Origin of the sequence: Aeromonas sp. s9 (assembly GCF_040907765.1) — a bacterium.
GTDB classification, from domain to species: domain Bacteria; phylum Pseudomonadota; class Gammaproteobacteria; order Enterobacterales; family Aeromonadaceae; genus Aeromonas; species Aeromonas caviae.
The window spans coordinates 1-16217 of sequence record NZ_JBFOCK010000048.1 but is presented as its reverse complement, the minus strand read 5'-3'; the positions used below and the strand labels follow the sequence as shown (position 1 = coordinate 16217).

The 16217-nt window shown below is 62.8% G+C and carries 13 protein-coding genes and 3 tRNA genes; 12 read left to right on the top strand and 4 right to left on the bottom strand.

What is annotated here, in order from left to right; all coding sequences use genetic code 11:
- The first annotated feature begins 17 nt into the window (after positions 1–17).
- Positions 18–1208, top strand: a complete 1191-nt coding sequence (locus tag AB5Y54_RS09615; RefSeq protein ID WP_041213134.1) for an amino acid aminotransferase — start codon at positions 18–20, stop codon at positions 1206–1208.
- A gap of 79 nt (positions 1209–1287) precedes the next feature.
- Here the strand turns inward: AB5Y54_RS09615 and AB5Y54_RS09610 are convergent, their stop codons facing one another.
- The 3 genes from AB5Y54_RS09610 to AB5Y54_RS09600 form a co-directional block, all read right to left on the bottom strand.
- Positions 1288–2793 (bottom strand): helicase HerA-like domain-containing protein, encoded by a 1506-nt coding sequence (locus AB5Y54_RS09610; protein WP_368153522.1) that lies wholly within the window; start codon positions 2791–2793, stop codon positions 1288–1290.
- Between the two features lie 115 nt (positions 2794–2908).
- Positions 2909–3403 carry a DUF2062 domain-containing protein gene (locus AB5Y54_RS09605; RefSeq protein ID WP_039040273.1) on the bottom strand — a complete coding sequence of 165 codons (495 nt, stop codon included), beginning with the start codon at positions 3401–3403 and terminating at the stop codon, positions 2909–2911.
- A complete protein-coding gene (locus AB5Y54_RS09600; protein WP_010675237.1) occupies positions 3397–3915 on the bottom strand; it encodes a DUF2062 domain-containing protein in 519 nt (172 codons plus the stop codon). The genes AB5Y54_RS09605 and AB5Y54_RS09600 overlap by 7 nt, the downstream gene beginning before the upstream one ends.
- Positions 3916–4030: 115 nt before the next feature.
- Between AB5Y54_RS09600 and AB5Y54_RS09595 the strand changes: the two genes are divergently transcribed.
- From AB5Y54_RS09595 to AB5Y54_RS09545, 11 genes are all read left to right on the top strand, one after another.
- Positions 4031–6172: a DNA internalization-related competence protein ComEC/Rec2 gene (locus AB5Y54_RS09595; RefSeq protein ID WP_368153519.1), complete on the top strand. Its 2142-nt coding sequence runs from the start codon at positions 4031–4033 to the stop codon at positions 6170–6172.
- A gap of 134 nt (positions 6173–6306) precedes the next feature.
- Entirely contained in the window at positions 6307–8076 is a 1770-nt protein-coding gene (gene msbA, locus AB5Y54_RS09590; protein ID WP_368153517.1) for a lipid A ABC transporter ATP-binding protein/permease MsbA, read from the top strand.
- Positions 8076–9074 (top strand): tetraacyldisaccharide 4'-kinase, encoded by a 999-nt coding sequence (gene lpxK / locus AB5Y54_RS09585; RefSeq protein WP_010675234.1) that lies wholly within the window; start codon positions 8076–8078, stop codon positions 9072–9074. The genes msbA and lpxK overlap by 1 nt, the downstream gene beginning before the upstream one ends.
- Before the next feature lie 111 nt (positions 9075–9185).
- Positions 9186–9383, top strand: coding sequence for a Trm112 family protein (locus tag AB5Y54_RS09580; RefSeq protein ID WP_010675233.1), 198 nt, complete (start codon positions 9186–9188; stop codon positions 9381–9383).
- Positions 9380–10141 (top strand): 3-deoxy-manno-octulosonate cytidylyltransferase, encoded by a 762-nt coding sequence (kdsB, locus tag AB5Y54_RS09575; RefSeq protein WP_039040278.1) that lies wholly within the window; start codon positions 9380–9382, stop codon positions 10139–10141. The genes AB5Y54_RS09580 and kdsB overlap by 4 nt, the downstream gene beginning before the upstream one ends.
- Positions 10142–10350: 209 nt before the next feature.
- On the top strand, positions 10351–10995 hold the full coding sequence (gene uvrY / locus AB5Y54_RS09570) for a UvrY/SirA/GacA family response regulator transcription factor (RefSeq protein WP_010675231.1): 645 nt from the start codon (positions 10351–10353) through the stop codon (positions 10993–10995).
- Between the two features lie 110 nt (positions 10996–11105).
- The gene (gene uvrC, locus AB5Y54_RS09565; RefSeq protein WP_039040279.1) at positions 11106–12959 is read left to right on the top strand and encodes an excinuclease ABC subunit UvrC; all 1854 of its coding nucleotides are present in this window, start codon (positions 11106–11108) and stop codon (positions 12957–12959) included.
- Positions 12960–13172: 213 nt separating this feature from the next.
- Positions 13173–13727 carry a CDP-diacylglycerol--glycerol-3-phosphate 3-phosphatidyltransferase gene (gene pgsA / locus AB5Y54_RS09560; protein WP_010675229.1) on the top strand — a complete coding sequence of 185 codons (555 nt, stop codon included), beginning with the start codon at positions 13173–13175 and terminating at the stop codon, positions 13725–13727.
- Positions 13728–13906: 179 nt separating this feature from the next.
- Positions 13907–13982 (top strand) — tRNA-Gly (locus AB5Y54_RS09555).
- 34 nt (positions 13983–14016) lie between these two features.
- Positions 14017–14090 (top strand) — tRNA-Cys (locus AB5Y54_RS09550).
- A gap of 41 nt (positions 14091–14131) precedes the next feature.
- Positions 14132–14218, top strand: a tRNA-Leu gene (locus AB5Y54_RS09545).
- Positions 14219–14408: 190 nt separating this feature from the next.
- On the opposite strand, the gene AB5Y54_RS09540 is transcribed toward AB5Y54_RS09545, so the two are convergent.
- Positions 14409–15698, bottom strand: a complete 1290-nt coding sequence (locus AB5Y54_RS09540) for a methyl-accepting chemotaxis protein (RefSeq protein ID WP_048207956.1) — start codon at positions 15696–15698, stop codon at positions 14409–14411.
- Positions 15699–16217: the final 519 nt, after the last annotated feature.

The following is a 16217-nucleotide window of genomic DNA, read 5'->3' as shown; positions in this document are numbered from 1 at the left end:
GGACTACAGGGAATACCATGTTTGAAAAGGTTGTTGCCGCCCCAGCGGATCCGATCCTGGGCCTGACCGAAGCCTTCCGTGCCGACACTCGCAGCCACAAGATCAATCTGGGGGTCGGTATCTACAAGGATGAGACCGGTGCCACTCCTATCCTTCACTGCGTCAAGCAAGCCGAGCAGAAGCTCTTGACCGACGAGAAGACCAAGAACTACCTCGGTATCGAAGGCAATATCGAATACGGCCGCATCGTGCAGCAACTGCTGTTCGGCCGTGATGCCGCCCTGGTGACCAGCGGCCGCGCCAAGACGGCGCAGGCGCCGGGCGGTACCGGTGCCCTGCGCATCGCCGCCGAGTTCGTGGTACGCAACAATCTCGCCAAGACCATCTGGATCTCCGATCCCACCTGGGCGAACCACGTCAGCGTGTTCCAGGCGGCCGGTTTGACCGTCAAGTGGTACAAGTACTACGACGCCGCCACCAAGGGGCTCGACTTCGCCGCCATGCAGGCCTCCCTGTCTGACGCGCAGGCGGGGGATCTGGTGCTGCTGCACGGCTGCTGCCACAACCCGACCGGTATCGACCCCACCACCGAGCAGTGGCGTGCCCTGGCCAGTCAGAGTGCTGCCGCCGGCTGGCTGCCGCTCTTTGACTTCGCCTATCAGGGCTTTGCCCGGGGTATCGAAGAGGATGCCGAAGGCCTTCGCATCTTCGCCGAGTGCCACGACGAGCTGCTGGTGGCGAGCTCCTTCTCCAAGAACTTCGGCCTCTACAACGAGCGGGTCGGCGCCTTCACCCTGGTCTGCGCGACCAAGGCGGTGGCCGACGTCGCCTTCACCCAGGTGAAGACCGTCATTCGTGCCAACTACTCCAACCCGCCGTCACACGGCGCCGCCGTTGTCACCACCGTGGTGAGCGACCCGGCCCTCTATGCGGAGTGGGTGGAAGAAGTGGCCGCCATGCGGGTGCGCATTCGCGAGATGCGCGAGCTGCTGGTGGAGAAGCTGGCCGAGCGGGGGGTGAACCAGGATTTCAGTTTCATCCGCGAACAGAACGGCATGTTCTCCTTCTCCGGTCTCTCCAAGGATCAGGTGGAGCGCCTCAAGAGCGAATTCGCCATCTATATCGTCGGCTCCGGCCGGATCAGCGTGGCAGGCATCACCCGCGCCAACATTGATCCCCTCTGCGACGCCATCGCCAAGGTGTTGTAAGAGAGAAGCATCTGCGCCAAGCGCCTTGCTTCAGCCATAAAAAGCCCGCCGACACGGCGGGCTTTTTCATTTTCCGGCATCAGCGGCGCCGCTTGCTGCTTCCCAGCAGGGAGCCGAGCACCCCGCGCATCAGCTGGCGTCCCACCTCGTTGCCGAGGGTGCGGGCCACGCTCTTGGCGGCGGTCTGCACCACCCCGTCATGCTGGCCACCACGGGGGCCGGTGCGACCGAACAGGATGCCATTCAAGGCATCCAGCAGACCGCCGCCCTGGTCGGTCTGTGGGGAAGCGGTCTCGTCACCGGCGGCGGGCGATGTCTCTTGAAGTCGCTCGAACGCGGACTCCCTGTCCTCCTGGGTGTCGTATCTGCCGTAGAGCAATGAGCCCTGAATAAGCGCCTGGCGCTCGGCCGCGCTCAGGGGGCCGATGCGGCTGGCCGGGGGCGCGATGAAGGCGCGCTCCACCACGCTGGGCCGCCCCTTCTCGTCGAGCAGGGAGATGAGCGCCTCCCCGACCCCCAGTTCAGTGATGGCTCCGGCGGCGTCGAAGGCCGGGTTGGCCCGCAGGGTGTTGGCGGCGATGCGTACCGCCTTCTGATCGCTCGGGGTGAAGGCGCGCAGGGCGTGCTGCACCCGGTTGCCAAGCTGCCCCAGCACGCTGTCGGGGATGTCGGCCGGACTCTGGGTCACGAAATAGACGCCCACCCCCTTGGAGCGGATGAGGCGCACCACCAGCTCAATTTTCTCCAGCAGCGCCCTGGGCGCATCCTTGAACAGCAGATGGGCCTCGTCGAAGAAGAACACCAGCACGGGCTTTTCCGGATCCCCCACCTCGGGCAACTGTTCGAACAGCTCGGAGAGCAGCCAGAGCAGGAAGCAGGCATAGAGGCGGCTGGACTGGGTGAGCTTGCCGGCGGCCAGTACATTGATATGGCCGTGGCCCGCCTCGTCGGTCTGCATCAGATCCTGGATGTCCAGCATGGGCTCGCCGAAGAAGTGATCGCCGCCCGCGCTCTCCAGGGTGAGGAGGTTGCGCAGGATGGCGCCGATGGAGGCGGTCGACACATTGCCGTAGCGGGTGGTGAGGGTCTTGGCGTGCTCCCCCGCAAACTGCACCATGGCCCGCAGGTCTTTCAGATCGAGCAGCAGCAACCCCTCGTCGTCCGCCACCTTGAACACCAGCTCCAGCACCCCGCTCTGGGTGTCGTTGAGGCCGAGCAGGCGTGCAAGCAGCAGAGGCCCCATGTCGGAGACGGTGGCCCGCACCGGGTGGCCCTCTTCGGCGAAGAGATCCCAGAACAGGGTGGGGCTTGCGGCAAAGTCGGGTGCCTGAAGGCCGAGCTGGGCCAGACGGGCATCCAGCTTGGCAGAGGGGGTGCCGGCGGCGCCCAGGCCGCTCAGATCCCCCTTCACGTCTGCCAGAAAGACCGGCACGCCGAGGCGGGAAAACCCCTCCGCCAGCACCTGCAGGGTGACTGTCTTGCCGGTGCCGGTGGCCCCGGTGATAAGGCCGTGGCGATTGGCCATGGCGGGGAGCAGGGAGAGGGGGTTGCCATTGGCATGGGCCAGCGTGAGCGGTTTGGCCATGGTGGGCTCCTTGTTTCGAATGGGGGTCGAAAAACAACGGGTTACAAGGAGTGTGGTGGCAGAGGCAGACGATGGCAAGGCACGCCGCCCGAGACAAGGACGGCGTGCTGGCAACCTAGCGGGGGCGGGTCAGCTTGCCCAGTTGCAACAGCAGCAGGGTGAGCAAGGCGCCGGCGGCGGCGCTCAGCACCGCCAGCAGCAGGCTGCCGAGCAGGAAGGGGGGCACCAGGGTGGCTGCCTCCTGCTCCAGCCAGTGCAGGGACCAGGTGAGATGGAAGGGGGCTGGCGTCTCGTTCAGCACCAGGCAACCGGTACGATAGGCGTAGAGGTACATGAAGGGGAGCGTCAGCGGGTTGTTGAACCAGACCGCCAAGAGGGCCAGCGGCAGGTTGAAGCTGAACGCCAGCACCAGGGCGACGGCCACCAGGGAGTGCATGGGCATGGGGACCCAGCTGGCGAACAGCCCGGCCGCCACGGCGCCACAGAGGGCCCGCGTTCCCCCTTGCCAGAGGGCGGGGGTCAGCAGTCGCTCGCCAAAGAGGGCGAACCACTTCTGTTGGCGCAGGGTATCGGGGTCAATCTTGAAGCGGGCCAACCAGCGATTCAGCATGGGCGCGCCACCTTGCGTTTTTGCCACTGGCGCACCGTGCTCAGGCGCCAGCCCGCGCGAACCAGGACATAGCCGACGAGGGCGCTCAGCAGGGCAAGCACCAGGGAGCCCAGCAAGAGCGGCGGGGCCACCGTCTCGAACACCGACACCAGCCAGGCCCAGGTGAAGGTGATCTCGATGTGCTGGGAGGGTTGCCCCAGCAACTGGCAGCCCACCAGATAGGCGCCATAAAACAGCGGTGGCATGGTCAGGGGGTTGGAGAGCCAGACCAGGGCCACCGAGAGGGGCAGGTTGACCCGGCAGGCGATGGCGCCGCCAGCGGCCAGCAGCATCTGGCAGGGGAGGGGAACCCAGGCCATGAAGAGGCCGACCGCACAGGCACCGGCGGCGGAGCGCCGGTTGAGATGCCAGAGGTTGGCATCCAGCAGCAGCTTGCCAAAGAGTCGCAAGTGCTTGTGTTCCTTGAGGGTCGCCGGGTCGGGTAGCCAGCGCTGTATGATTCGTTTGGGCATGTTCTGAACCTTGCTAAATACTTGCTCCATGGATCTGCGTCTGTTGTCGTTTGCCCTGGGGGCAAGCTCCTCACTGCTTTGGCCATGGCTGCCTTCATGGGAATGGGGTGGCCTGATGCTGCTGCTCGCGCTCCCCCTCGCCGGTGGTCGTTGCTGGCGGCTGCTGTTTCTGCTGCTCGGCATCCTCTGGATGCAGGTGAATTTGCACTACCGGCTTGCCTGGCTGGATCAGCTTGGCAAAAAAACGAGCCACATCATAACCGCACACGTGCAAAGTACGGAGTCTTCGGGAGAGAAAGAGGGGGATAAATTTGCGCGCCTGCTGCTGCGCCTCGATACCTTGGACGATCGCCCCCTCATCGTGCCACCTCTGGTGCGGGTCAATGCCTATCAGGTGTTGCCGCCGTTGCCTGCCGGCAGCCGCGTCACCCTGGTGACCTCTCTCAAGCCGGCCCATGGCCTGGCCAACGAAGCGGGGATGGATGGGCGGCGCCTGCTCCTTGGCAAGGGGATCACCGCCACCGGCAACCTGCGCCGGGTCATCGCCCTGGATGCCGTGCCCCCGGGTGTGCGCGATCGCTGGCTGGTGGCGGCGAGTCGCGCCTGGGAGGGGATGGCGCAGGCCCCCCTGCTGGCGGCCCTCACCTTCGGGGAACAGGGGGGGATCACGGATGCCCAGTGGGAACTCTTTCGCGGCAGCGGCCTGACCCACATCATCGCCATCTCGGGCCAGCATATCGCTCTGGTGGCGGTGCTCGGCTGGTGGCTCGGGCGGCTGTTCGGGCTGCGCGGGGCTATCTGCGTGTCACTCCTGTTCGCGGCCACCTACAGCTGGCTGGCGGGGTTTGCGGTGGCCACCGAGCGTGCCCTCATCATGGTGCTGGTGTGGAGCCTGCTGCGCTGGCTAAAGCGGGACTGGCCGAGCCACCGGATCTGGCTGTGGGCCTTTGTAGTGCTGACATTGTGGGACCCTTTCGCCCTCTATTCTGCGGGGTTCTGGCTCTCTTTTCTGGCGGTGGCCCTGCTGTTGCTGGCGAGCCTGCTGCACGATCGCCCCGGCCTGGTGCGGCTGCAACTTCTGCTGCTGCTCGGATTGCTGCCCCTGCAACTGCTGCTGTTCGAGGGGATGGCGCCCCTGGCGTTTCTGCTCAATCTGCTGGCACTGCCGCTGTTCTGCCTTGTCATCATTCCCCTGGCGCTCATCGGCGTGCTGGTGGCGCCCCTCTCCACGTTGCTGGCCCACGGCCTGCTCTGGGTCTCCGCCTTCGGCCTGGAGTGGGTGCTGTGGGGGCTCACGCAGCTGGCGGATCGCCTGCAGCTCTGGTGGCCGGTGCCCGGCTGGCTGATGCCCGCCAGCGCCCTGCTGATCCTGCTGTGGACGGGATGGCACCTGCCGGGAGGGCGCGCCCTGGGGGGGCCGGTGGCGGCGGCCCTGCTGCTCGCCCTCTGGCCTGCTCCCGCTGCCTGGCAGGTGCGGGTGCTGGACGTGGGGCAGGGGCTCTCGGTGCTCGTCACCCGGGGGGATCGGGCCATCCTGTTTGATACCGGGGATCGCTACCCCGGGGGCTACAACATGGCGGATGCGGCCATCCTGCCCCTGCTCAACCGGCTCGGCATCCGGGTGATCGACACCCTGATCATCAGCCACAGAGACAGGGATCACGCGGGCAACCGGCAGGCTCTGCTGCAGAGCATGGCGGTGCGTCGGGAGCTCTCCTCCTTCCCCTTTGCACCGGCTACCCAGGCCTGCCGCCGAGGTCAGCAGTGGCATTGGCAGGGACTGGATGTGCGGGTGCTCTGGCCCCTGGCAGCCGGGGCGGGGCGCAACAATGACAGTTGCGTGGTGCAGCTGGACGACGGGCGTCATCGGTTGCTGCTGAGCGGCGACATCGAGCAGCAGGCAGAGCGCCGCCTGCTGGCACTGGCGCTGGAGGAGGGTGAGGGCGCGGGGCTGGCCAGCACCCTGCTGGTGAGCCCGCATCATGGCAGTCGCACCTCCTCCACGGCCCCCTTCGTGGCTGCGGTGAAACCTGCCTTCGTGGTGCACAGCGCAGGCTTCATGAACCAGTGGGGCTTTCCCCGCCCCGAGGTGGTGGCGCGATACCAGGGGGCGCGGCAGTGGGTCACGGGGGAGGCGGGCGCCATTCTGATCGAGCCGGGGGACGCGGGGCTCAGGATCCGGGCCGAGCGGGAGCAGGGGCCCTGGTACCGGCGTGGCGGCCCCTGGTGGCAGCCGCAGGTATGGGGAAGGGAGTGAGGATCCGGTGAGCCAGCCCGGCAAGGGGCGGCCTTCATTTGTGACCCGGGTTGTAGCCATCGCGCCAGCGGCGCTTGGTGTAGCTCCAAGGTTTGGCTAGAATAGCCCGTCATTTCCCTTATTAACGGCTATTCATGCAACAAGAAACCTCACAAGAGAGCTGGGCCGTCTTCAAGCGCCTGCTCGGTTATGTCCGGGATCGCAAGCTGGGTCTGGTGGGCGGCATCATTGGCATGCTGGGTTACGCGGCCGTGGATACCACCTTCGTCTACTCCATCAAACCGCTCATCGACCAGGGGCTCAACGGCAACGACAGCAGCGTGCTCAAGTGGATGCCCTTCTTCGTCCTCGGCATCGTGGCTCTGCGCGGCTGTGCCGCCTTCCTCTCCAACTACTGCATGGCCTGGGTCGGCAACCACGTGGTGATGCGCCTGCAGCAGCAGGTGTTCAGCCACCTGATGGCCATGCCCATGAGCTTCTTCGACCGCCAGAACACCGGCAACCTGCTCTCCAAGGTGACCTATGACGCCGGTCAGGTGTCGTCCGCCGCGAGCTCGACCCTGGTCTCCCTGGTGCGGGAAGGGGCCACCGTCATCGGCCTGCTGGGCCTGATGTTCTGGCACTCCTGGCAGTTGTCGGTGATCTTCCTGGTGGTGGGGCCCCTGGTCGGGATCCTCATCAGCATCATCAGCCGACGTTTTCGCAAGATAAGCCGCCACATCCAGCAGGCGGTAGGTGACATCACCACCTCCACCGAGCAGATGCTCAAGGGGCACAAAGAAGTGCTGATGTTCGGGGGCCAGGAGGTGGAGGACAAGCGCTTCTACCAGGTGAGCAACCGGATGCGCCAGCAGACCATGAAGATGGTCGCCGCCGACGCCATCGGCAGCCCCATCGTCCAGATGGTGGCCTCCGTGGCCCTTGCGGTCTTCCTCTATGTCGCCACCATCGACAGCGTCAAGGCGACCCTGACCGCGGGCACCTTCACCGTCATGGTCACTTCCATGATGATGCTGCTCAAGCCGCTGAAAAGCCTGACCGACGTGAACAACCAGTTCCAGCGCGGCATCACCGCCTGCCAGAGCCTGTTCGGTCTGCTGGACTCCACCCCGGAGCAGGACACCGGCACTCGCACTCTGGAACGTGCCCGAGGTGAAATCGAGTTTCGCAACGTCACCTTCACCTACCCGACCAAGGAAACACCGGCGCTGCGCAACATCAGCTTCAAGGTGGAGGCGGGCAAATCGGTGGCCCTGGTGGGTCGTTCCGGCTCCGGCAAGAGCACCATCGCGAGCCTTCTGACCCGCTTCTATGACATCGAAGAGGGGGAAATTCTGCTGGATGGCGTCAACATCCGCGAATACCGCCTGAGCGAGCTGCGCAAGCAGTACGCCCTGGTCTCCCAGCACGTGCACCTCTTCAACGACTCCGTGGCCAACAACATCGCCTACGCGGCGGAAGAGAAGTACAGCCGCGACGAGATCAAGCAGGCGGCCCGCATCGCCCATGCGGACGACTTCGTCAGCAAGATGCCGGAAGGCTATGACACCGTCATCGGCGAGAACGGCGCCTCCCTCTCCGGCGGCCAGCGCCAGCGCATCGCCATCGCCCGCGCCCTGTTGCGGGACTCTCCGGTGCTGCTGCTGGACGAAGCCACCTCGGCCCTGGACACCGAGTCCGAGCGCCACATCCAGGCGGCCATCGACGAGCTGTGCAAGGCACGCACTTCCCTCGTGATCGCCCACCGCCTCTCCACCATCGAGAAGGCGGACGAGATCCTGGTGATCGACGAAGGACACATCGTCGAGCGCGGCAACCACCAAACCCTGATGGACATGCATGGTACTTATGCCCAGCTGCGGGCCATTCAGTTTGGTAATACAGCCACGGGTAACAAGGGCTGATGCTGGCCAGACTCTGGTACGGGAACAGCCTCTGGCGCTGGGGGCTGGCCCCCTTCGCCCTGCTGTTTGCCCTCATCAGCGGCGTCCGCCGTCTGGGGTATCGCCGGGGCTGGTTCAGCGCCTATCGGGCCACCCTGCCGGTGGTGGTGGTGGGCAATCTCTCGGTGGGGGGCAACGGCAAGACCCCGGTGGTGGTCTGGCTGGTGGAACAACTCCAGGCCCGGGGCTGGCGCCCGGGCGTGGTGAGCCGCGGCTATGGCGGCAAGGCGCCCCATTACCCCTATCGACTGGATGAGAGCAGTACCCCGGCCGAGGCCGGGGATGAGCCCGTGCTCATCGCCAGACGCTGCGGCTGCCCCGTGGCGGTGGCCCCCAGACGGGCCGATGCTGTGCGGTTGCTGGAGCAAAGCGGTGAGGTGGACATCATCGTCACCGACGACGGCCTGCAGCACTATGCCCTGGCCCGTGACATCGAACTGGTGGTGGTGGACGGTGCGCGCCGCTTTGGCAATGGCTGTCTGCTGCCCATGGGGCCGCTGCGCGAGCCCACGACCCGCCTCAAGCGGGTGGACGCCATCATCTGCAACGGCGGCGAACCCGCCCGTGGCGAATACGCCATGCGCCTGGTGCCGGATACCCTGCGCCGGGTGTGCGATGATGCGCCTCTCACGGCCCCCCTCTCGGGGCCGGTGGATGCCCTGGCAGGCATCGGCCATCCCCCCCGTTTCTTCGCCACCCTGACCGCCCTTGGTTACGAGCTGGTGCAGAGCGTCGGCTACGGGGATCACCAGGCGTTCGACGCCGCCGAGCTGCTGGCCCGCTTCGGCCAGCGCCCCTTGCTGATGACCGAGAAGGATGCGGTCAAGTGCCGCCCCTTCGCCCCGGACAACTGGTGGTATCTGCCGGTCAGCGCCGAGCTGCCCGATGCCCTGGGGGAGGCGCTGCTGCGCACCCTGGGCCCGCAGCCCGGAAGAGGGAACGGGCACCAGGCGCCCTGACGGGCGCCACCGGATTGGAACAGACGGCCAGCGCCCGGACTCGGGGGCTGGCCCTGCACATTGACATGCCAGGCAAGATCGCCTGTGGGAAATCGTTAAAGGAGTTTCGTTGTGGCACTGGATATTAAACTGCTCGACATCATCGCCTGCCCGGTCTGCAAGGGGAAACTGCACTATCAAGCGCACGCCGAGGGCCCTCAGGAGCTCATCTGCCGCTTCGACAGACTGGCCTATCCCCTGGAGGAGGGGATCCCGGTGCTGCTGGAGAACCGGGCCCGTCACCTGGCGCTGGAAGAGCTGAAGCCATGAGTTTCGTCGTCGTCATTCCTGCCCGTTACGCCTCCACCCGGCTGCCGGGCAAGCCGCTGGCCGACATTCACGGCAAGCCCATGGTGCAGCACGTGGTGGAGAAGGCCCTGCAATCGGGCGCCGATCGGGTGATCGTCGCCACCGATGACGAGCGGGTGCAGCAGGCTCTGGCTCCCTTTGCCGCCGCTGCCGGGTTCGAGGTGTGCATGACCTCACCGGATCACCAGTCCGGCACCGAGCGTCTGGCCGAGGTGTGCCGTCACTACGGCTTTGCCGCCGATACCATCATCGTCAACGTGCAGGGGGACGAGCCCCTCATTCCCCCCGTCATCATCCGCCAGGTGGCGGACAACCTGGCCGCGGCCAGCGCGCCCATGGCGACGCTGTCGGTGCCGATCAGGGATGCCGAAGAGGCGTTCAATCCCAATGCCGTCAAGGTGGTGACCGACCGGGAGGGGTATGCCCTCTATTTCAGTCGCGCCAGCATCCCCTGGGATCGGGACCGCTTTGCCCAGAGCCGCGAGCAGATTGGCGATCACTACCAACGCCACATCGGCATCTACGCCTATCGCGCCGGCTTCATCCAGCGTTACGTGGACTGGGCGCCGAGCGTGCTCGAGCAGGTCGAAGCCCTGGAGCAGCTGCGGGTGCTCTGGTACGGGGAGAAGATCCACGTGGCCCAGGCGCTGCAAGCCCCGCCGGTGGGGGTGGACACCCAGGCCGATCTCGACAAGGTACGTGCGCTGCTGGCCGGTTGAGGCTGGCGAAACGGCTTTGATGCAATACGGCGCCCCAGGGCGCCGTTTTTTAATTGATTCTTTGTATAATAATTTGATTTAAAACGGATTTTACGAGCAATTTCAAACTTTTCCCGCCCATGGTTTGCCAAATCATCGAGTTTGGTTATGATGCAAGACGCCGTGTTAACCCTAACTGGCATATAACGAGATAAAAACGGGGTGTTTGGGTGATTAATGTATTCCTGGTCGATGATCATGAGTTGGTGCGTACAGGGATAAGACGCATTTTGGAAGACGTCCGCGGGATCAAGGTGGTGGGCGAGGCGCAGAGCGGGGAAACCGCGGTGGCCTTCTGTCGGCAACATCACCCCGATGTGATCCTGATGGACATGAACATGCCGGGCATCGGCGGTCTGGAAGCGACCCGCAAGATCCTGCGGATCCGCCCCGATGTGCGCATCATAGTGCTGACCATTCATTCAGAAAATCCGTTCCCTACCAAGGTGATGCAGGCGGGCGCCGCCGGGTACCTCACCAAGGGGGCCGCGCCGGACGAGATGATCCACGCCATTCGCCTGGTTCACTCCGGTCAGCGTTACATCTCCCCGGAGATCGCCCAGCAGATGGCCCTGAGCCAGTTCGCCTCCGCCGACGAGAACCCCTTCAAGTCCCTCTCCGAGCGGGAGCTGCAGATCATGATGATGATCACCAAGGGGCAGAAGGTGACCGACATCTCCGAGCAGCTCAACCTGAGCCCGAAGACGGTCAACAGCTACCGCTACCGCCTGTTCAGCAAGCTGGGGATCAACGGTGACGTGGAGCTGACCCATCTGGCCATTCGTTATGGCATGCTGGATGCCGATACCCTGTAACGGGGGCGTGTGGACACCAAAGGCGGCACCGGCCGCCTTTTGCTTTTTGCAGGCTGTGGGCAGTATGCTCTCCCCGTCTTTTTGCATTCATCCGTTGAGTCGAGTTGCCGATGACCCTCTCTCCCGAGCCCCATTTTGACAGCAAGGCATTTCTGAGCGCCGTCACCCACCAGAGCGGTGTCTACCGGATGTACGACAGCGGCGGCACCGTCATCTACGTGGGCAAGGCCAAGGATCTCAAGAAACGGCTCGCCTCCTACTTTCGAGCCAATGTCGACAGCATCAAGACCCGCACCCTGGTGCGCCAGATTGCCGATGTGCAGGTAACGGTCACCCACACCGAGACCGAGGCGCTGATCCTCGAGCACAACCTCATCAAGCAGTACCAGCCCCGCTACAACGTGCTGCTGCGGGATGACAAGTCCTACCCCTGGATCATCATCACCGACCATCGGCACCCGCGCATCGGCGTCCATCGCGGCGCCCGCAAGGTGAAGGGGGAGTATTTCGGCCCTTACCCCTCCGGTGGCGCGGTACGCGAGAGCCTGCACCTGATGCAGAAGATCTTCCCGGTGCGCCAGTGCGAGGATGCCGTCTATGCCAACCGTACCCGCCCCTGCCTGCTCTACCAGCTCAAGCGCTGCGCCGGCCCCTGTGTGGCGGGGCTGGTGAGCGAGGCCGAGTATGCCCAGCAGGTGGCGCTGGCCAAGCTGTTCCTCGCGGGCAAGAACCAGCAGGTGATCGGCGAACTGGTGGGCAAGATGGAGTCCGCCAGCGGCGATCTGCGCTTCGAGGAGGCGGCCCGCTACCGGGATCAGATCCAGGCCCTGCGCCGGGTCACCGAGCAGCAGTCGGTGAGCGGCAACGTGCTGGACGAGCTCGACGTGGTGGGGGTGGCCTTCGAGCAGGGGACCGCCTGCATCCACGTGCTCTTCATCCGCCAGGGCAAGGTGCTGGGATCGCGCAGCTACTTCCCGAAAGTGCCGGCCGATACCCCGCTTGACGAGGTGGTGCAATCCTTCCTGCTGCAGTTCTATCTGTCGGGGCAGGGGGGACGGCAGATCCCGAGCGAGGTGCTGCTGGACGTGGCGCTGGAGGATGAGAGCGTCATCGCCGACACCCTGAGCCAGACCGCCGGCTACAAGGTGCGGGTGGTGAGCCGGACACGCAGCGAGCGGGCCCGCTTCATCAAGCTCGCCTCCATCAACGCCCAGACCGCGCTGCGCTCGCGCCTCGCCCACAAGAGCACCATCACCGCCCGTTACGATCAGCTGGAGGAGCTGCTGGAGCTCGAGAGCCCCATCGCCCGCATGGAGTGCTTCGATATCTCCCACACCATGGGGGAGCGCACCGTGGCCTCCTGCGTGGTGTTCAACCGGGAGGGGCCGCTCTCCTCGGAATACCGCCGCTTCAACATCGACGGTATCACCGGCGGGGATGACTACGCCGCCATGGAGCAGGCGCTGGAGCGTCGCTTTGGCAAGCAGCAGGAGCCGGACAAGGTGCCGGATGTGCTGTTTATCGACGGCGGTCTCGGCCAGTTGCGCCGCGCGGAGGAGATCCTGGCGCGCCAGCTGGAGTTCCTCGGCGGCAAATATCCGCTGCTGGTGGGCATCGCCAAGGGGGTGACCCGCAAGGCGGGGTTGGAGACCCTGATCCTGGGGGACAGCCACGAAGAGCTGCACCTGCCGGCGGACATGCCCGCCTTGCACCTCATCCAGCACATTCGCGACGAATCCCACCGCTTTGCCATCACGGGCCACCGGGCCAGGCGGGCAAAGGCCCGCACCACCAGTACCCTGGAAGAGATTCCCGGGGTGGGGCCGAAACGGCGGCAGGCGCTGCTCAAATACCTGGGGGGTTTGCAGGAGGTGAAAAAAGCCGGGGTGGACGAGCTCGCCAAGGTGCCCGGCATCAGCCAGGAGCTGGCCCAGTCCATCCACGACGCATTGCACTCGCTCTAGCGCTGCCTTTGGTGTGAAGGAGGTCACGCCAGGGGGCATCAGGGCTTGCCGCCTGCGCACAAGAGCCGTGACGCAGGGGGCTCCCAAATGCCATAATGACCGGCATCCTGAGGTTATTGATGGATTAATGGACCAAGGCGGGCGCCAGTTCGGTTGCATCCGCGATCGGCTTGGGGCTACCATGTAGCGGCATACAAGAAGTGGCTGAAAATAATGACAAATATTCCTAACCTGCTGACGTTCTTTCGGATTTTGCTCATCCCCGTCTTCGTCATCCTGTTCTACCTTCCATATCAGTGGTCCTACATGGCGGCGGCCATCGTCTTTATCCTGGCGGCCGCAACCGACTGGTTTGACGGCTATCTTGCCCGCAAGCTGAACCAGTCCACCGCCTTTGGCGCCTTCCTCGATCCGGTGGCCGACAAGATCATGGTGGCGGCGGCCCTGGTGGTCATCGTCGAGCACTACAACACCGTCTGGGTCACCATCCCCGCCATGACCATGATTGGCCGGGAGATCATCATCTCCGCCCTGCGTGAATGGATGGCCGAGCTTGGCAAGCGCTCCTCGGTGGCCGTCAGCTGGATTGGCAAATGGAAGACCATGATCCAGATGGTGTCGCTCACCGGCCTCATCTGGCAATACGACATCTGGATGGTGTGGCTCGCCTATGTGCTGCTCTACGTGGCCACCGTGCTCACCTTCTGGTCCATGTTCCAGTACATGAAGGCCGCCTGGGGCGATCTCAGCTACCACTCCCGGTTCTAGTCCCGACGGGAAGATGGCCGTTTCTCTGCCACTGGCGCCGAGAAACGGCCATGAGCGCCAAAAGTGTGGGACAAGGGTAAAAAACACCCGAACGATCAGCGTATTAAATGTTTTTGGTTGACTGGGCGGGGAACATCGCTAGAATGCGTTCTCACAGTCAGGCAGTCAGCCAGACCGATGCGGGAATAGCTCAGTTGGTAGAGCACGACCTTGCCAAGGTCGGGGTCGCGAGTTCGAGTCTCGTTTCCCGCTCCAAATTCAGACAATAGAGAGTTCCTCTCTTTTGCATGGCGCGTTAGCAAAGCGGTTATGCAGCGGATTGCAAATCCGTTTAGTCCGGTTCGACTCCGGAACGTGCCTCCATATTGACAAGCCCGCCACGCGAGCTTGATACCGATTGCGGTGCCCGAGTGGTGAAATCGGTAGACACAAGGGATTTAAAATCCCTCGACGTTCGCGTCGTGCCGGTTCGATTCCGGCCTCGGGCACCATTAAAATCAAAGAGTTACTAAGGCCACTAGCAATAGTGGCCTTTTTGTTTCTAGTTGATTGACAGCCAGAATGGCAGCGACCTGAAGAGCCGGTTCATCTCTTGAATCTGCACGTGCCAAGCTGCGACCCCTGGTGTGAACATCAAAGAGCCTGCTCGATGGCAGGCTCCTGAGTGCTTCCCTGATTTATCTAGAGTTCCGAGATGATGGTCGACACCTCTTCTGCTCCGTGTCTTATCTCCTCCATCACTTTTGCAACGTCATCGATCTGCTTTTGCCCGTGGATGGCACCGTCTGCCGCGGACTGGATCTGCTCGCTGACCTGCCTGGTGAGCTGCTGATTCTGGCTGACGACATTGGCTATTTCGTTGGTCGATAGGGAGGTTCTTGCCGCCAGTTGACGAACTTCATCGGCCACGACGGCAAAGCCTCTGCCTTGTTCGCCGGCTCTCGCCGCTTCGATGGCGGCATTGAGCGCGAGCAGGTTGGTCTGGTCTGCAATGCTGCTGATGGTGGATACGATGGCGGTGATATTCTGGGATTGAGCGTGGAGCTTGCTCATCAAGGTGCTGGCATGTTCCATCTGTCTGACAATATTGTCCGAAGTGGAGACGACGGTGGTCAACATCTCCTCTCCTTTGATGGCGGAGGATTTGGTTGTGACAGATGTTTCATTTGCCACCTTGGCCACATGTTGTACGGCCTGATCTTTGCTGATCTGCGGGGTGATATTGGAGGCAAACTTGATGACCTTGATCACCTTGCCATGGCTGCCCCGCACAGCGTTGTAGGTTGCCTCCAGCCAGACTTCATGGCCTTTTTTATCAAATCGCTGAAAGCGTCCCGATTTGAACGTCCCCTGAGCCAGCTCCTGCCAGAAATCGGGATGTTCCCGATAAAACAGCTCATCACAAAACATGCGATGTTGATGGCCTTTAATTTCATCAAGTCGATAGCCCATGGTATCCAGGAAATTACGGTTGGCGGAAATAACAACACCAGTCGGTTCAAACTCGATGACGGCGAGGGAGCGATCCAGCGCCTCAAATATTGCTTTTTGAGTCATGAGCAGATCATGTTGCACCGTCACATCTGACGCTATTTTGATGATCTTGATTATTTTTCCGCCCTGGCTGACGGGGAAATAGGTGGCCTCCAGCCATATTTCCTTGCCTTGTTTGCCAACCCGGTGGAAGGTGCCATGCTGGCTGTGCCCATTTGCCAGATCTCGCCAGAATTCCCGATAGGAGGGAGAGTCGGTATCTTCTTTCATGCAGAACATGGCGTGATGCTGCTGCACGATCTCATTGAGGGAGTAGCCGACGGAATGAAGAAAAAGCGGGCTGGCATCGAGAATATAACCATCGGTAGTGAATTCAATCATGGGAAGATGATCGTGCATGGCATGATCCAGTGCCTCGCTTTTCAAGGCCCTCTCTCGTTCTGCTGCCAGCTCTTTTTTAAGTTTCGAGTCGAACATAAGCACACCCCAGCCAAGAAAATAGAATCATCCGACATCTCTTCGTTGACGAACCCTTCACACTTTCTGGGTATGAAGCGTCGTTTTGAGTGTAATGCACCCCTGTCATTTGATTCGGGCTTTTCCATACAAAAAACAGGTTTAATACAAGATGATGCGCCCTTTTTATATGCGGTGATAAATAAAACGTATTCCTATTCTGAATTATTTGTTCGATGCATCGATTGTTTAACGGGGGTCTCTCAATGGGCAAGACAATGGTTCGCAGTCGTGGGCGAACAGGGCCTCATTTCGGCGAATACGGGTATCCAGGGCAGGGGCTTGTCGGTGAGGTGTGACGGTTGTCTGCATCGATGGGGGAGGGCGTGCAGCGGGAAGGTACTGCCTATAGAGATGTCTCGGTCCCTCTGTCCGGGAAACCTGCACTTGAGTGTTTGAACGCATCTGTTGCCCATTGTCATGGACGATGGGAAGGGGGGTGACGCTCCGTGTGGCTGCGAAATGCCCTGGAGAGGCTCG